The organism is Variovorax sp. W2I14 (genome assembly GCF_050435205.1).
Classification (GTDB): Bacteria; Pseudomonadota; Gammaproteobacteria; order Burkholderiales; family Burkholderiaceae_C; genus Variovorax; species Variovorax paradoxus_C.
In genome coordinates this window covers 2,944,836-2,960,305 of sequence record NZ_JBNDJX010000001.1, presented here as the reverse complement: position 1 = coordinate 2,960,305, position 15,470 = coordinate 2,944,836, and the positions used below count along the sequence as shown (strand labels likewise).

At 68.0% G+C, this 15,470-nt stretch carries 14 protein-coding genes and 1 pseudogene; 9 read left to right on the top strand and 6 right to left on the bottom strand.

The window, feature by feature from the left end; translation table 11 throughout:
- Positions 1-28: 28 nt before the first annotated feature.
- Both QF040_RS13860 and QF040_RS13855 read right to left on the bottom strand, forming a co-directional pair.
- The gene (locus tag QF040_RS13860; RefSeq protein ID WP_429611505.1) at positions 29-796 is read right to left on the bottom strand and encodes an SDR family NAD(P)-dependent oxidoreductase; all 768 of its coding nucleotides are present in this window, start codon (positions 794-796) and stop codon (positions 29-31) included.
- A complete protein-coding gene (locus tag QF040_RS13855) occupies positions 793-1,308 on the bottom strand; it encodes an ester cyclase (RefSeq protein WP_429611504.1) in 516 nt (171 codons plus the stop codon). The genes QF040_RS13860 and QF040_RS13855 overlap by 4 nt, the downstream gene beginning before the upstream one ends.
- Before the next feature lie 133 nt (positions 1,309-1,441).
- Here QF040_RS13855 and QF040_RS13850 point away from each other — a divergent pair, with 133 nt between their 5' ends.
- Positions 1,442-2,164: a Crp/Fnr family transcriptional regulator gene (locus QF040_RS13850; RefSeq protein WP_429611503.1), complete on the top strand. Its 723-nt coding sequence runs from the start codon at positions 1,442-1,444 to the stop codon at positions 2,162-2,164.
- Between the two features lie 13 nt (positions 2,165-2,177).
- On the opposite strand, the gene QF040_RS13845 is transcribed toward QF040_RS13850, so the two are convergent.
- Together QF040_RS13845 and QF040_RS13840 are read right to left on the bottom strand one after the other, a co-directional pair.
- Positions 2,178-3,155, bottom strand: coding sequence for a Bug family tripartite tricarboxylate transporter substrate binding protein (locus QF040_RS13845; RefSeq protein ID WP_429611502.1), 978 nt, complete (start codon positions 3,153-3,155; stop codon positions 2,178-2,180).
- 42 nt (positions 3,156-3,197) lie between these two features.
- The gene (locus QF040_RS13840; protein WP_307503949.1) at positions 3,198-3,638 is read right to left on the bottom strand and encodes an OsmC family protein; all 441 of its coding nucleotides are present in this window, start codon (positions 3,636-3,638) and stop codon (positions 3,198-3,200) included.
- A gap of 254 nt (positions 3,639-3,892) precedes the next feature.
- Here QF040_RS13840 and QF040_RS13835 point away from each other — a divergent pair, with 254 nt between their 5' ends.
- The 6 genes and pseudogenes from QF040_RS13835 to QF040_RS13810 all read left to right on the top strand — a co-directional run bounded on the left by QF040_RS13835 (position 3,893) and on the right by QF040_RS13810 (position 10,541).
- Positions 3,893-5,596 (top strand): long-chain fatty acid--CoA ligase, encoded by a 1,704-nt coding sequence (locus tag QF040_RS13835; protein WP_429611501.1) that lies wholly within the window; start codon positions 3,893-3,895, stop codon positions 5,594-5,596.
- A gap of 104 nt (positions 5,597-5,700) precedes the next feature.
- Positions 5,701-6,204 carry a sigma-70 family RNA polymerase sigma factor gene (locus tag QF040_RS13830; RefSeq protein ID WP_429611500.1) on the top strand — a complete coding sequence of 168 codons (504 nt, stop codon included), beginning with the start codon at positions 5,701-5,703 and terminating at the stop codon, positions 6,202-6,204.
- Between the two features lie 61 nt (positions 6,205-6,265).
- Positions 6,266-6,733: pseudogene (locus QF040_RS13825) on the top strand (DUF4880 domain-containing protein); the annotation flags it as partial.
- A gap of 61 nt (positions 6,734-6,794) precedes the next feature.
- Positions 6,795-7,316: a FecR domain-containing protein gene (locus QF040_RS13820; protein WP_429611499.1), complete on the top strand. Its 522-nt coding sequence runs from the start codon at positions 6,795-6,797 to the stop codon at positions 7,314-7,316.
- 73 nt (positions 7,317-7,389) lie between these two features.
- A complete protein-coding gene (fhuE, locus tag QF040_RS13815; RefSeq protein ID WP_429611498.1) occupies positions 7,390-9,873 on the top strand; it encodes a ferric-rhodotorulic acid/ferric-coprogen receptor FhuE in 2,484 nt (827 codons plus the stop codon).
- A gap of 140 nt (positions 9,874-10,013) precedes the next feature.
- Positions 10,014-10,541, top strand: a complete 528-nt coding sequence (locus QF040_RS13810) for a thermonuclease family protein (RefSeq protein WP_429611497.1) — start codon at positions 10,014-10,016, stop codon at positions 10,539-10,541.
- A 42-nt stretch (positions 10,542-10,583) separates the two neighbouring features.
- Here the strand turns inward: QF040_RS13810 and QF040_RS13805 are convergent, their stop codons facing one another.
- Both QF040_RS13805 and QF040_RS13800 read right to left on the bottom strand, forming a co-directional pair.
- Positions 10,584-10,835, bottom strand: a complete 252-nt coding sequence (locus QF040_RS13805; protein ID WP_429611496.1) for a hypothetical protein — start codon at positions 10,833-10,835, stop codon at positions 10,584-10,586.
- Positions 10,836-10,850: 15 nt separating this feature from the next.
- The gene (locus QF040_RS13800; RefSeq protein ID WP_429611495.1) at positions 10,851-12,206 is read right to left on the bottom strand and encodes an NAD(P)/FAD-dependent oxidoreductase; all 1,356 of its coding nucleotides are present in this window, start codon (positions 12,204-12,206) and stop codon (positions 10,851-10,853) included.
- A gap of 155 nt (positions 12,207-12,361) precedes the next feature.
- Here QF040_RS13800 and egtB point away from each other — a divergent pair, with 155 nt between their 5' ends.
- Entirely contained in the window at positions 12,362-13,630 is a 1,269-nt protein-coding gene (gene egtB, locus QF040_RS13795) for an ergothioneine biosynthesis protein EgtB (protein WP_429611494.1), read from the top strand.
- 2 nt (positions 13,631-13,632) lie between these two features.
- On the top strand, positions 13,633-14,646 hold the full coding sequence (egtD, locus tag QF040_RS13790; RefSeq protein ID WP_429611493.1) for an L-histidine N(alpha)-methyltransferase: 1,014 nt from the start codon (positions 13,633-13,635) through the stop codon (positions 14,644-14,646).
- The last annotated feature ends 824 nt before the right edge of the window (positions 14,647-15,470 follow it).

Sequence of the window (15,470 nt, the reverse complement as noted above, 5' to 3'; positions counted from 1 at the left end):
GTGGCCTGCGTACACGCCCTGAAGGGCTTCAATACACGGACCGCCCACCCGAGACATCGAACACAGCCCCCGTACTGAAAGAGCAGTCGTCCGAAGCCAGCCAGGCAGCCATCGCAGCCACTTCATCGACCTCGACAAACCGCCCCATCGGCACACGCGCAAGCAAAGCGTTTCGCAACTGCTCGCGATGCTCGACAGGCACCCCAGCGAACACAGCCGTATCGGCCGCCGACGGCGTGATGCAGTTCACCAGCACGCCAGACAACGCGAGCTCCTTGCCCAGCGACTTCGTCAGCGAGATCAGCCCTGCCTTGGAGGCCGAATACGCCGCGTTGAATCCGTTGCCTTCCTTGCCCGCCACCGAGGCGATGTTGACGATGCGCCCCCGCTGCCTTGCCAGCATCACCGGCACGATGGCGCGGCAACAGAGCCATGCGCCGGTGAGATTGATGTCCAGCACGTTGCGCCATTGCGCGGGCGTGTGCTCCCACGCGGACACCGTCGGCCCGAGCACGCCCGCGTTGTTGACGAGGATGTCGATGCCGCCGAAGCCTTCCTGCGCCTCCGAGGCCGCGCGTGCGATCTGGCCTTCGTCGCGCACATCCACGAGCGCCGAGGCCGCGGTGCCCAGCGGTGCGAGCTGCCGCACCGCTTCGGCCAGCGCCTCGGCTTCGACATCCCACAGCGTCACGCTCGCGCCATTCGCCATGCAGCGCCGCGCAATCGCAAGGCCGATGCCGCGCGCGCCGCCGGTGATGACGGCGTGACGGCCTTCGAGCGGCCGCGCGGTGGTCATGCGACGGCAGCCTCGGCCTTGGGCGCTGCGGCCGGCTGGCCGAGCAGCCCGGCCACCAGCGCGCCGACCATCTCCGGCGGCACGCCGACCAGCAACTGCCGCAGCATCGTCAGCGTGTCGAAGTACACGCGCTCGCAGACCAGCGTGTCGCCCTCGAAGATGAAGAAGGCGTTCATGCGGCAGCGGAAGGCATTGCCCGTCGGCGGAATGCCCTTCAGCGGCCCGCGGTGCGTGCCCAGCAGCCAGAACTCCACGATCACCGAATCGTCGGCGTGCCGCAGCTGGATGATCTCGTGGCGCTGGTCGGGGAAGGCGCGGCGCGTCTCGGCGTAGTACTGGCGCACGTCGTCGTTGCCGTCGTGCACCTCGCCGCTCGGGATCAGCTCGTAGTGCGGATGCGGGAAGGTGCCGAGCACGGCATCGAAGTCCTGCCGGGTTTCGTCGGCGAAGTGGTCGAGCACGATGCGCTCGCGGCGGGCTTGAAGTGCGGTGAGTTGCGTCTGGTTGTTCATCGGGGTGTGCTCCATGTGACAGGTGACATCGGGTTGCTGCGATTGCGCCGGCCCGGGCTCGCTGCGTACTATCGGCAGCCCCATGCACCAAGACTGTCCGGTGTTGGCATTCGCCACCCCGGACAAACCCGCGATGCCACGCACGCCCCCTTCATCACCCGCCACCGAAGCCCAGGCGGCGCCGTCACCGCCGCAAGGCAACGACATGCGGCTGGCCGAAGACGTGCAGGAGCGCCTGCTCGCCGTGGCGCATCGGCGCACGCTGGCGCGCGGGGAGTCGCTGTTTCACAAGGGCTCGTCGCCCGACGCACTGTTCGGCGTGGTGAGCGGATCGCTGCGGGTGAGCGTGGTCGCGCCGGGCGGGCGCGAAGCGGTGATCGCGATGCTCGAACCGGGGCACTGGTTCGGCGAGGTGTCGCTGCTGGTGGGGCGCGAGCGCGTCTACGACACCTTCGCGGTCGACGTCACCGAGATGGCCGTGGTGGCCGCGGCCGACTTCCATCGGCTGATTGCCGACCACCCCGATGTGCACATGGCCTTCACGCGGCTGGTGTGCCTGCGGCTGCGGCAGGCGCTCGCGTGGATCGACGACGTGATCCTGATGCCGCTGCCCGTGCGGCTTGCGCATCGGCTGCTGACGCTGGACGCGCGCGCCGCCGTGCCGGGCGATGCGAGCGGCGGCACCACGCTCGGCGTGTCGCAGGAAGACCTCTCGTTCATGCTCGGCGTGTCGCGCCAGAGCGTGAACCGGCAACTCAAGCTCTGGGAGGAAGACGGCACGCTGCGCGTGCGCTACCGCAGCATCGAACTGCTGAGCCGCGCGCAACTCGAGCGGCACGCGGCCGCGCTGCGTTGAACACTGGCGCGGTTCAGTCCATCCGCGCGCCCGACGCCTTCACCGCCTTGTCCCAACGCGGCGTTTCCGTCGCCAGGAAGCGCGCGAAGTCTTCGCTGCCGAGGTAGGCCGGGTCCGCGCCCTGGCTCACCATGCGATCGCGCACCTCGGGGCTGGTCAGCACCTGCCGGAACGCGTCGCTCAGTTTGGCGACCACGTCTTTCGGCGTGTCCTTCGGCGCGAGGAATCCGTAGAAGCCGACCACCTCGAAGCCCTTGACGCCCGATTCGATGACCGTCGGCACGTCAGGCAGCGCGGGGTTGCGCTCGCGGCTGGTCACGGCCAGCGCGCGCACCTTGCCCTGCTTGTGATAGTTGGCCGCCTGCGGAATCGACTCGGCCATGAACTGCACCTGCCCGCCCATCAAATCGGTGAAGGCCGGGGCACTGCCGCGATAAGGGATGTGCACCATGAAGATGCCCGTCGCGGTCTTGAACATCTCGGGCACCAGGTGGCTGATGCCGCCGTTGCCCGCCGAGCCGTAGTTGACTTGGCCCGGCCGCGCCTTGGCGTAGTCGATGAATTGCTTCAAGTTCTGCACCGGCAGCTTGGGCGTGACCAGCAGCGCCAGCGGCTGCATCGCCGTGCGCGCGATCGGCACGAAGTCGCGCTGCGTGTTGTAGGGCAGCTTGCTGTAGAGCGCCCCGTTGATCACCGCCACGCCGGTGTTGGCCAGCATCAGCGTGTAGCCGTCGGCCGGGCTCTTGGCGACCGCATCGGCACCGACCGATCCGCCCGCCCCGGGCTTGTAGTCGACGATCAGCGGCTGGCCGAGCACGGCCTGCAGCTTGTCGGTGAGCAGGCGCGCGTGCTGGTCGAGCGGGCCGCCCGCCGGGAAGCCGATGACGACCTTGATCGGCTTGTCGGGGTAGGCGGCCATCGCCGCCGTGGTGCCGACCGTGCCGAGAGCCAAAGAAAGGACCGCCAGTGCGGTCTGGGTGGGCTTGTTCATGATCCGTCTCCTTTTTTGTGGAGACGATCATAAGCAGCGCTGTCAGCTCGCCAGCGTGGCCTTCAGCGTGATCTCGGGCACGCTTGCGAGCGCCTTCGAGAGCGGGCAGCCGGCCTTGGCGGCGGCCGCGATTTCCTGGAACTTCGCTTCGTCCAGATTGGGCACGGCGGCGTCCAGCTCGAGCTGGATGCGGTCGATCTTGAAGCCGGCGCCATCCTTGGCCAGGCGCACGGCCGCCTTGGTGTCGATGCGCGTCGCGGTCAGGCCCTGCGCTTCCAGCGCGAAGGCGAAGGCCATCGTGAAGCAGGCCGCATGGGCCGCGCCGACGATCTCCTCGGGGTTGGTGCCGCGCTTGTCGTCCTCGAAGCGGCTCGCGAAGCCGTAGGGGTAGTCCTTCAGGGCGCCGGTCTCGGTGCTGATCTGGCCCTTGCCGGTCTTGCCGGCGCCTTCCCAGTGAACGCTTGCGTGCTTGTCTGCTGCCATGGTCGTGGTCCTTCGGTCGGGTGGTGGTGAGGTGGTGAAGAGAGGTGGTGAAGACGGAAGCCGCAGCTTCCCGCGGAAAGCTGCCGCTGTCTGTAGTCGCACGGCGCATGTGTGCGCGCCATCGGTGTCAGAAAAACAGGCGTCGCCTAGGTGACGGTCCGGGGGCTTCCCCCATTGGGCGGCAGGGGCCGCGCGGCTTAGGCTGGCGTGCCTCCGGCACTCATTTCCCTTTTTTCGCCCGTTCTCTTCCCACCATGCAGCAGCAAACACGCCCGCACCACAAGTTCTGGCCCAAGCGCCTCCCGCATTCGATCACCGTTCCCGCCACGTCGCTGTGGCACAACCTCGCCACCTCGGCCGCGCGCTATCCCGACAAGGCGGCGCTGGTGTTCTTCGGCCGCGTGCTGAGCTATCGCGAGCTTGCCGACCAGGTCGAGCGGCTGGCCGGCACGCTGCATGCGCTGGGCGTGCAGCGCGGCGACCGGGTGGTGCTGAACATGCAGAACTGCCCGCAACTGGTGATCGCGCATTTCGCGATCCTGCGCGCCAACGCGGTGGTGGTGCCCGTCAACCCGATGAACCGGGCCGAGGAGCTCAAGCACTACATCGTCGACCCCGACGCCAAGGTGGCGCTGACCACCGGCGACCTCGCGGGCGAACTGGCCAAGGCCAGCAACGCGCTGCCGCCCGAACAGCAGCTCTCGCATATCGTCGTGACCCAGTTCACCGACGCCTTCGACGCCGGCGTGACCGGCGACGACGCGCCCGCGCCGGCCTGGGCCGACTGGCTCGGCACGCGCCATCCGCTGCCATCGCTGGCGAACGGCAAGGCGATCGCGTGGACCGATGCGCTCGACGCCGGCCATCCGGCGCCGGCGCATGCGGTGGGCGCCAACGACATGGCGCTCCTGCCCTACACCAGCGGCACCACGGGCCTGCCCAAGGGCTGCGTGCACCACCATTCGAGCCTGATGCACAACGCGGTGTCGGGCCAGCTCTGGAGCCAGGCCTCGTCCGAAGCGGTGGTGCTCGCGGTGGTGCCCATGTTCCACATCACGGGCGTGGTGAGCATGATGCACACCGCCATCCTCGCGGCGGCCACGCTGGTCATCATGCCGCGCTGGGACCGCGACGTGGCGGGCCGGTTGATCTCGCGCTGGAAGGTCACGAGCTGGACCAACATCCCCACCATGGTCATCGACCTCATGGCCAGCCCGAACTTCGCGAACTACGACATGTCGAGTCTGAGCTACATCGGCGGCGGCGGTGCCGCGATGCCGCAGGCGGTGGCGCAGCGGCTGTTCGAGCAGTACGGCCTCAAGTACCAGGAGGGCTACGGCCTCACCGAGACCGCCGCGCCCTCGCACACCAACCCGTCGGACCATCCCAAGCAGCAGTGCCTGGGCATTCCGTTCATGAGCACCGACGCGCGCGTGGTCGATCCCGACACGCTCAAGGAAATGCCCATCGGCGAATCGGGCGAAATCATCATCCACGGGCCCGAGGTGTTCCAGGGCTACTGGAAGCGGCCCGATGCCACGGCCGCCGCCTTCGTCGATTTCGAGGGCAAGCGCTTCTTCCGCTCGGGCGACATGGGCCGCATGGACGAGGACGGCTACTTCTTCATCACCGACCGCCTGAAGCGAATGATCAACGCCAGCGGCTTCAAGGTGTGGCCGGCCGAGGTCGAGCTCCTGATGTTCCGCCACCCCGCGATCCAGGAGGCCTGCGTCATCTCGACCAAGGACGAATACCGCGGCGAATCGGTCAAGGCGGTGGTGGTGCTGCGCGCGACGCACATGGACACGACCGAGCAGGAGATCATCGACTGGTGCCGCGAGAACATGGCGGTCTACAAGATCCCGCGCAAGGTGCAGTTCGTGGATGTGCTGCCCAAGAGCGGCAGCGGCAAGGTGATGTGGCGGTTGCTGCAGGAAGCCGAGCAACCGGCGGCTTGAACACGGGCGGATGAGGCGGGGGGAGGCCGGTAACGCGGACTTTTTGCTTAAAATGAGAATAATTCTTATTTATAGGCGGAACTTCCGCCCCCGTGCCGCCTGCCATGCCCGTTGCCGAAGCCGCCTTCCAGCAAGTCCACACCCTCTACAGCCACCACCACGGCTGGCTCCAGTCGTGGCTGCGCAAGAAGCTCGGCAACTCGTGTGATGCGGCCGATCTGGCGCAGGACACCTTTGCGCGGCTGCTGACGGCGCGCAACCCCGAGCACATAGCGCAGCCGCGCGCCTACCTCACGAGCGTGGCCAAGAACATCCTGGTGAACTGGTACCAGCGCCAGGCGCTGGAGCGCGCCTACCTCGAGGCGCTGGCCGCGATGCCCGAGCCCGAGGCGCCGTCGCCCGAGCAGCGGCTGGTGATCCTGCAGACGCTGCACGAGATCGACGCCATGCTCGACACCCTCAAGCCGCTCGCGCGCCGGGCCTTCCTGCTGTCGCAGCTCGACGGCATGAAGTACGAGGACATCGCCCGTGAGCTGGGCGTGTCGCTCGTCACCGTCAAGCGGTACATGCAGCAGGGCTTCCGGGGCTGCCTGGCGGTGATGGAATGAGCGCCGCACCGGGCCGCCCCAAGCAAGCTCGCGCCGGAGTGCGAAGCACTAAGGCATTCCGATGAGCGCGCTGAAGTTCGAGACATCAACGCTTGCCCCGCGCGTGCTCGACGAGGCTGCCGAATGGCTGATGCGGCTGCACGACAGCGCCGTCACCGACGAAGACCGCCGCGCCTGCGAGCGCTGGCGCCAGAGCCATCCCGACCACGCCCGCGCCTGGGCACGCGCCGAGCTGCTGATGAACAAGCTCGGCGGCCTGCCGCCGGCGCTGGCCATGTCTTCGCTCGCGCGGCCCGCGCGCGGCAACGCGAACAGCCGCCGCGCCACCCTCGGCCGGCTCGCCGCGCTGCTGGCGGCCGTGCCCGCCGGCTGGCTCGGCTGGCAGGCAATCGAGATGGCGGGCGAACGCGGCTGGATGGCCGGGCACCGCACCGGCACCGGCGAGCGCCGCGACCTGCGGCTGGCGGACGGCAGCCGCCTCACGCTCAACACCGCCAGCGCGATCGACGTGCACTTCGACGGCACGCAGCGCCTCGTGATGCTGCGCGCGGGCGAGATCTTCATTGCCACCGCGCCCGGACCCCGCCGGCGTGCACCGCCCGTTCCGCGTGGCCATCGCCGGCGGCACGCTGGAAGCCTTGGGCACGCGCTTCAGCGTGCGCAAGGAAGAAGCGGGCGGCGCTACCCACATCGCCGTGCTCGAAGGCGCGGTGCGCATCACGCCCGACCGCGCCGCCGCTCGCGTGCTGCCGGCCGGGCAGCAGGCCCGATTCACCGCCGACGGCATCGACAGCATCACTCCAGCGGATGCCTCGGTGCTGGCCTGGACGCAGGGCATGCTGCTCGCCGACGGCATGCGGCTGGCCGACTTCGCCGCCGAGCTGTCGCGCTACCGCCCCGGCCTGCTGCAGTGCGACACGGCCGTTGCCGACCTGCGCATCTCGGGCGCCTTTCCGCTCGCCGACACCGACGGCGTGCTGCGCATGCTGGTGTCGACCTATCCGGTGGACGCGGCCACGCGGCTGCGCGGCTATTGGGTCACGCTCGTGCCGCGTGTGGCAGAAGAAGAAGGCGCGACCGGCGCCTCGAAAAATATTTCGACCCGGGGGTGAGACTTTTTTTCGTTTCGGCTGGCAAGGAGGGTGAAGAACCCACTGTCGTTGCCCAACCGAAAGGCCCGTTTCCATGTCCGTATCCCGCCCGCCCGCCTTGCGCCCGTTCGCAGAGCGCCGCCTGAACACCGTCCTTCGCCATGCCCTGATGGCGCTCGCCCTCGGCGGCCTGGCCGGTGCGGGAGGGCCAGCCTTCGCGCAGGCGTCGCCGTCGTCGCCTTCACTCGACGCCGCCGCGTCCCGTGCCTACGACATTCCCGCCGGCCCGCTCGGCCGCACGCTCGCCACCTTCGCGGCCGGCAACGGCATTGCGCTGTCGTTCGACCCGGCGCTGACGCAGGGGCGCAGCAGCCCGGCGATTTCGGGCCGCTACACCGCGCGCGAAGCCATCGAGCGCCTGCTCGCGGGCAGCGGCCTGCAGGTGGTCGCGCGCACCGACGGCAGCTACACGCTGAACCGCCGCGAGGCCGGCGCGCCCGCCGCCGGGGCCGTGGGCATCGACACGCTCGCGCCCGTCACCGTCACGGCCGAGGCCGACCGCAGCGGCACCACCGAAGGCACGGGCGCTTACGCCACGCGCGCCACGGCGGCAGCCACCGGGCTGGCGCTGTCGCCGCGCGAGACACCGCAGTCGGTCACCGTGATCACACGCCAGCAGATCGAGGACCAGAACCTGCTGTCGCTCGGCCAGGCCATGCAGAGCGTGCCCGGCGTGTTCGCGGTGAGCTCCGACAGCGACCGCACCGACCTGTACGCGCGCGGTTTCTACATCGACAACTACCAGTACGACGGCGTGCCGACCACGGTCACCACCGACTTCTTCGGCGCCTCCACCAACGATCCAGTGCTGTATGACCGCATCGAGGTCGTGCGCGGCTCGACCGGGCTGCTCACCGGCGCTGGCAACCCGTCGGCCTCGGTGAACCTGGTGCGCAAGCACGCCGACAGCAAGGTGTTCGCCGGCAGCGCGTCGCTCGCGCTGGGCTCGTGGAACCTGCGCCGCGGCACCGTCGACCTGCAGACGCCCGTCACGAAAGACGGCCGCGTGCGCGCCCGCATCATCGGCATGACGGAAGACCGCGACTCCTTCATCGACATGTACCACGGCCGCAAGCACGTGTTGTACGGCGTGGTCGACGCCGACCTCTCGCCGAGCACCACGCTGAGCGTGGGCATCGAGTCGCAGGCGACCCGGCCCACCTCGTCGACCTGGGGCGGCCTGCCGCTGACCTTCAGCGACGGCACGGCCACGAACTGGAACCGCCCCAAGTCCGTCGGCACGCGATGGACGCACTGGGACACGACCACCACCACGGCCTTCGCGAACCTCACGCACCAGTTCGACAACGGCTGGAAGCTCAAGGCCAACGCCTCGCACCGCGACAGCCAGCAGAACGCCAAGCTGCTGTACCTCTTCGGCGGCCTGGACCGCTTCACCGGCCGTGGCCTGGGCACGCTGCCCGGCTACTTCGAGCACGAGTTCCGCCAGAACAGCCTCGACCTGCAGGCCACCGGCCCCTTCACGCTGCTGGGCCGCACGCACGAACTCGTGGTGGGTGTCACCAACAGCCAGTCGCGCTACGTGGAGGCCAACCATCCGCGCACCAGCGCACTGCCCAGCACCGGCAACTTCTACGCCTGGGACGGCTCGTTCGCCGAACCGGCGTGGGAGCCGCTCAAGGTGTCGGGCATCACCAAGACGCGCCAGACCGGCTACTACGGCGCCGCGCGCCTGTCGCTGGCCGATTCGCTCAAGCTCATCGTGGGTGGCCGGCAGAACAGCTGGCGCTCCACGCGCCTGACCGCCGACGCCCCGGCCACGCGCAAGCACGAGGTGTTCACGCCCTACGCGGGCCTGGTGTACGACCTGGGCCAGAACTACTCGGTGTACGGGAGCTACACCGACATCTTCCAGCCGCAGAACTACCGCGACGCCACCGGTTCGTACCTCGACCCCGTGACCGGCAAGAGCTACGAGATCGGCCTCAAGGGCGAGCACCTGAACGGCAAGCTGAACACCTCGATCGCCGTCTTCCGCGCCGAGCAGGAAAACGTGGCGCAGCGCGACGGCACCAGGCTCGTGCCCAACTCGACCGAAGGCGCCTACTACGGCGCGCGCGGCGTGACCAGCAAGGGCATCGAGCTGCAGGTGTCGGGCGAACTGGCCCCGGGCTGGCAACTGAACGCGGGCATTGCGCGCACGCTCGGCCGCCAAGGCAACGGCGACCGCATCAACACCACCATGCCGACCACGCAGGCCACGCTGTTCACCACCTACCGGCTGCCCGGCGAATGGCACCGGCTCACGCTGGGCGGCGGCATCAACTGGCAGAACCGCGCGTACTACGCATACAGCGTGGGCGACCTCGACCTGCGCTACCAGCAAGGCTCGCGCGCGGTCGTGAGCCTGATGGCGCGCTACGCCTTCACGCCCAAGCTGGCGCTGCAACTGAACATCGAAAACATCTTCGACAAGAAGTACTACAGCAACATCGACGGCCAGGCCTACTTCGGCACGCCGCGCAACGCGGTCGCGACGTTGAGCTACGCGTTCTGACCGCGAATACGCGGTGAAAAGCGGGGCGCTTCACCAGCGCCTTCAGCGAAGACGAAAACAAATGCATCCGGAGGGCAGGGCGAGCACTTCGCGCCGAGAATCGGCGGTCGTTTTCATCACGTATTCCGTCCTCTTTCCGCATGCGCTTTCGTCCGGTCTTCCTGTTTCTTTTCTTCGGCCTTTCAATCCCGCTGCTGGCGCATGCCGCATCGCCCCGCAACTGCCTCGTCGTCGGCGTGACCGACGGCGACACGCTCACCGCGCGCTGCGGCCGCATCGGTGCCTACGAGCAGGTCAAGGTGCGCATCGCCGCCATCGACGCTCCTGAAAAGAAGCAGTCCTACGGCCAGCGCAGCCGGCAGGCGCTGAGCCGCCTCTGCTACGCCGAAAAGGCGGTCATCACCGAGCGCGACACCGACCGCTACGGCCGCACCGTGGCCGACGTGTCGTGCAACGGCGAGGACGCCGGCAGCCGCATGGTGTCCGAGGGCTGGGCCTGGGTGTACGACTACAACAAGATCGCGACCAAGCGCGGCGGCGGGCTCTTCAAGCTGCAGGACAGCGCGCGCTCGCGGCACCTGGGGCTGTGGGCCGACACGAAGCCGGTGCCGCCTTGGGACTGGCGCAAGAGCCAGCGCGAATCGCACTGGGGCGAACACTTCTTTTGAGACCGGCGTGACCGGGATGTGGGCTCGAAAGGGCGGCGGCGTTCAGCAGGCGCCGCCGCTCCAGCAGCGCAGCGAGGGCATGAACAGCCCCGCGACGAAGGTGATCGCACAGAACACCAGCAGGATCAGCGCCGCCATGCGCAGGCCCTCGGCGTTCCAGCGCGGCGCGAAGCTGCTGATGAAGCCCGAGGCCCACGTGCCCTCGAGCCGCTCCGCGCCGCCCCAGCGCAGCACCCAGACGAGGAAGAGCGCTTCGACGGCATGAATGGCGATCCACCAGATCAGCGACAACATGGCCCGGTTCCGCGTTCAGGACTCGCTCTTGCCCTGCACGTCGGCCACCACGCGCGCATTGCGCTGGAAGCTCCAGTAGGCGCCCGCCCAATCCATCATGACGACGACGCGGTTGCGAAAGCCGATGAGGAAATACGCGTGCGCAAACAGCCAGAACAGCCACGCGAGCCGGCCGCTGAAACGCAGCGGGCCGAAGGGCGTGCCAAGATCCACCACCGCCGAATTGCGGCCGATGGTCGCGAGGTTGCCGTAGTCCGCATAGCGGAACGGCAAGGTCGGCTGGCCCGCGATGCGGCGCAGGATGTTCGACGCCGCGGCGCGGCCCATCTGCTTGGCGCCGGGCGACACACCGGGCACCGGCTTCGGCGGCTTGCCGGGTGCGTGGCTCATGGCGGCCGCGAGGTCGCCCACCACGCTGATCTCGGAGTGGCCCGCGAGGCTCAAGTCGGGCTCGACCTTGATGCGGCCCGCGCGGTCGCATTCGACCCCGGTCGCGGTACCCAGCATGCGGCCCAGCGGCGAGGCCGCGACGCCCGCGGCCCAGACCACGCAACTGCTGTCGATTCGGTAGCTCGCGACCGGTGCGCCATCCGCGCCGCCACCGGTCTGCACTTCGAGGCCGGTGGCGTCGATGGCGGTGACGCGCGCATTCAGCCGCACTTCGACCCCGAGCTTTTCCAGTTGCTCGAGCGCCTTCTGGCTCAGCGATTCGGGCATGGCCTGCAGCACGCGCGGGCCGCCTTCGACCAGCAGCACCTGCGAGCTGCTCGGGTCGATATGGCGGAACTCGCCCGAGAGCGTGTGCTTGGCGATCTCGGCCAGCGTGCCGGCCATTTCCACGCCGGTCGGGCCGGCGCCGATCACCACGAAGGTGAGCAGGGCGCGGCGAAGCGCGGGGTCGGTGGTGGTCTCGGCGGTTTCGAACGACAGCAGCACGCGGCGGCGGATTTCGAAGGCATCGGCCAGCGTCTTCAGCCCCGGCGCGACGGGCGCCCATTCGTCGTGCCCGAAGTAGCTGTGCGTGGCACCGGCGGCGACGATCAGGTGGTCGTAGGGCACGGTGGTGCCGCTCGCCAGCTGCACCGTGCGGCCGGCGGGATCGATGGCGCTCACTTCGCCGAGCAGCGTGGTGATGTTCTGTTGCTTGCGAAACAACGCGCGCACCGGCGCCGCGATGGAGGGCGCGGCGAGCCCGGCGGTCGCCACCTGGTAGAGCAGGGGCTGGAACAGGTGGTGGTTGGTCTTGTCGATCACGGTGACATCGACGTCGGCGCGCTGCAGCTTGCGGGCCGCCTCCAGGCCGCCGAATCCGCAACCGACGATGACGATTCTGGGCCTGGTGGACGCGGTCGAGGAGGTGTTCGTTTGCATCGAACGGATGATACGCAGCCGCCCTGCACACCCAGCCATCTTGTGCCACAGTGGCTGCCCGTCGACTTTCCGGCGGCTCCCCCGCGGCGTTTTGTCCTACGGACCGCGCCGGCCCGGATGGGCTAAAACTTGCAGCTGACCCGACTGGAGATTCCATGACGCTTTCCCGGCCGATCGCACAGGCGGCGAGCGCACTGCGCGACAGGTTCCGCGACGTGCGCGCCACAAGCCTCGCACTTGCCGCCCCGCTTTCCGCCGAAGACCAGTGCATCCAGTCGATGCCCGATGCGAGCCCGACGAAGTGGCATCTCGCGCACACGACGTGGTTCTTCGAGACGGTGCTTCTGCAACCGCACGCCGAGGGCTACCAGCCCTTCGATCCGCGATTCCATTACCTCTTCAATTCGTACTACGAGGCGCTCGGGCCTCGGCATCCGCGTCCGCAGCGCGGGCTGCTCACGCGACCCTCGGTGGACGAGGTGCATGCGTACCGGCGGCATGTCGACGAGGCGGTGCTCGCGCTGCTCGAAGGCGGCGTCGGCGAGCAGGACTGGGCGGCGATCGAGCCCATCGTCACGCTCGGCCTGAACCACGAACAGCAGCATCAGGAGCTGCTGCTCACCGACATCCTGCATGCACTGTCGTGCAATCCGCTGCTGCCTGCGTACAAGCCGGCGAGCGGACCTGCATTGCGCTTGGCCGCGGTGCCGTCGCCGATGCGCTGGCTCCCGCAGCACGGCGGCATCGCCGAGGTCGGGCACGCGGGGCAAGATTTTTCTTTCGACAACGAGACGCCGCGCCACAAGGCGCTGCTGCAGCCGTATGCGATTGCCGACCGGCTGGTGAACTGTGGCGACTATGCGCAGTTCATTGCCGATGGTGGTTATCAACGTGCGGAGCTCTGGCTGTCCGATGGATGGGCTGCGGTGCAAGCCAATGGCTGGCGGCATCCTGCGTATTGGCTCGCGTCGGACGATCCGCGGCTCGGCCTCGGTTCGCAACAACAGCAACAGCAGGGCAGCACGGGCTGGCATGTTTTCGGCCTGCACGGCGTGCGGCCGATGGAAGCCGATGCGCCGGTGTCGCAACTGAGTTTCTATGAAGCCGCCGCGTACGCCGAATGGGCCGGCGCGCGGCTGCCGACCGAGTTCGAATGGGAGGCCGCGTTCGACGCGCCCGGCATCACGCAGATGACCGGCCACGTCTGGCAGTGGACCCGTTCCTCGTACGACCCGTACCCGGGCTTTCGCCCGATGCCCGGCATCGCGGCCGAATACAACGGCAAGTTCATGGTGGGGCAACTGGTGTTGCGCGGCGGCAGCGTCGCCACGCCGGCCGGGCATTCGCGGCCGAGTTATCGCAACTTCTTTCCGCCGGCAGCGCGCTGGCAATTCACGGGGCTGCGGCTCGCGAAAGACCTTTGATCATGCGCAATCCAACTTCTTCTTCGTCGCTGTCTTCGTTCGTTGCCTCGAAGTCGGCGAAGACGACAACGCCTCGCTCGTCGGCACCAGTCGTGCCGCTGTCCGAATTCGGGCGGGAGATGCAGGCGGGTCTTGCGCGTTCGCCGCGCAGCATTTCGCCCAAGTTTTTCTACGACGCGGCGGGCTCGCAGCTGTTCGACCGCATCTGCGAATTGCCCGAGTACTACCCGACGCGCACGGAGCTACGCATCCTCGGCGAATGTGCGGGCGAGATCGCCGAGCAGGTCGGGCCGAACGCGGAGATCGTGGAATTCGGTGCGGGGTCGCTGACCAAGGTGCGGCTGCTGCTCGATGCGCTCGAAACGCCCAAGCGCTATTTGCCGATCGATATTTCGGGGGAGCACCTGGAAGCGGCTGCGGAGCGGTTGAAGGCAGACTATCCGGCGCTCGTGGTGCAGCCCATTGCGGCGGACTACACGATGCCTCTTGTGTTGCCTGCACCTATGGCGGGGTCGGGTCGTCGGGTCGGATTTTTCCCGGGGTCGACCATTGGGAATTTCGAGCCTGATGAAGCGCTGGCTTTTCTGCAGCTTGCGGCGCGGATGCTGCGGGGCGGGGGGCTCCTGATCGGTGTCGATCTGGTGAAGGCGCCGGAGCGGTTGCATGCGGCTTACAACGATGCGCAAGGGGTGACGGCGGAGTTCAATCTGAATCTGCTGCGTCGGGCGAATACCGAGCTCGATGCGGACTTTGATCTGGATGGGTTTGCGCATGCGGCGTTCTATAACGCGCCTCGGCAGAGGATCGAGATGCATCTGGTGAGTCGCAAGGCTCAGAGCGTTTCTTTGAATGGGGAACGGTTTGGGTTCGAGGAGGGCGAGACTATTCACACGGAGTACTCGCACAAGTTCACTGTGGATGGGCTTCGTGCGTTGGCTGTTCGTGCGGGCTTCCGACCCGGGGCGGTTTGGACGGACCCGGAGAAGCTCTTCAGCGTTCACTGGCTGGCTGCTTAGTTTTCTTTCCGAGGCCGGGTCTCGCCCCGGCGGGCGACCTACTTTTCTTTGCTTCGCCAAAGAAAGGTAGGCAAAAGAAAGGCGACCCTGCTGTCTGCGACCCTACGCTTCGCTGCGGGCAACCTGCGGTGCTCGCGGTTCGCGGGGTCTCGCAGAACTCGCCTTCGGCTCAAACAGCTGCGAGCCCTGATCCGCGCACCGCTGCGCTCCTCGGCGCAGCCAGAAGGGGTGGAAACCAACACGCCATCGCTGCGCTCGGCGGGGCGCTCGGGCCTTTGCTTCGCTCGGCCACCATGCCCCACCCCGGCGCTCCCCCGGGAGGGGGAGAAAGACAAGACATGCGACACCGGGGCTGATGCATTGCTCCTTCCCCCTCTGGGGGAAGGCTGGGATGGGGGCACGACAGCGCTCGCTACACGGCAGCGCCTCAACGAGCGCCGCGCGCCCCCACCCCAGCCCTCCCCCGGGGGAGGGAGCCAATCCAAGTCGAGTGGAGCAAAGGCCCGTCGTCGCAGAGAGAGCCAACCCAAGCCGAGCAAAGCGAAGGCCCGTGAGCTGGCCGAGCGCAGCGATGGCGCGCGCGAAAGCCCTTCTGTATGCGCCGAGGAGCGGAGCGTTTCGCGGATCAGGGCTCGCCCTTGTTTGAGCGCAGCGAGTTTGGGCGAGACCCCGCGGAACGTGAGCACCGCAGGTTGCCCGAAGCGAAGCGTAGGGACGCAGACAGCAGGGTCGCCTTTTCTTTGCTTACGTTCTTTTGGCGAAGCAAAAGAAAGTAAGTCGCCCGCCGGGGCGAGACCCGGCCTCGAAAAGAAAACATCCAAATA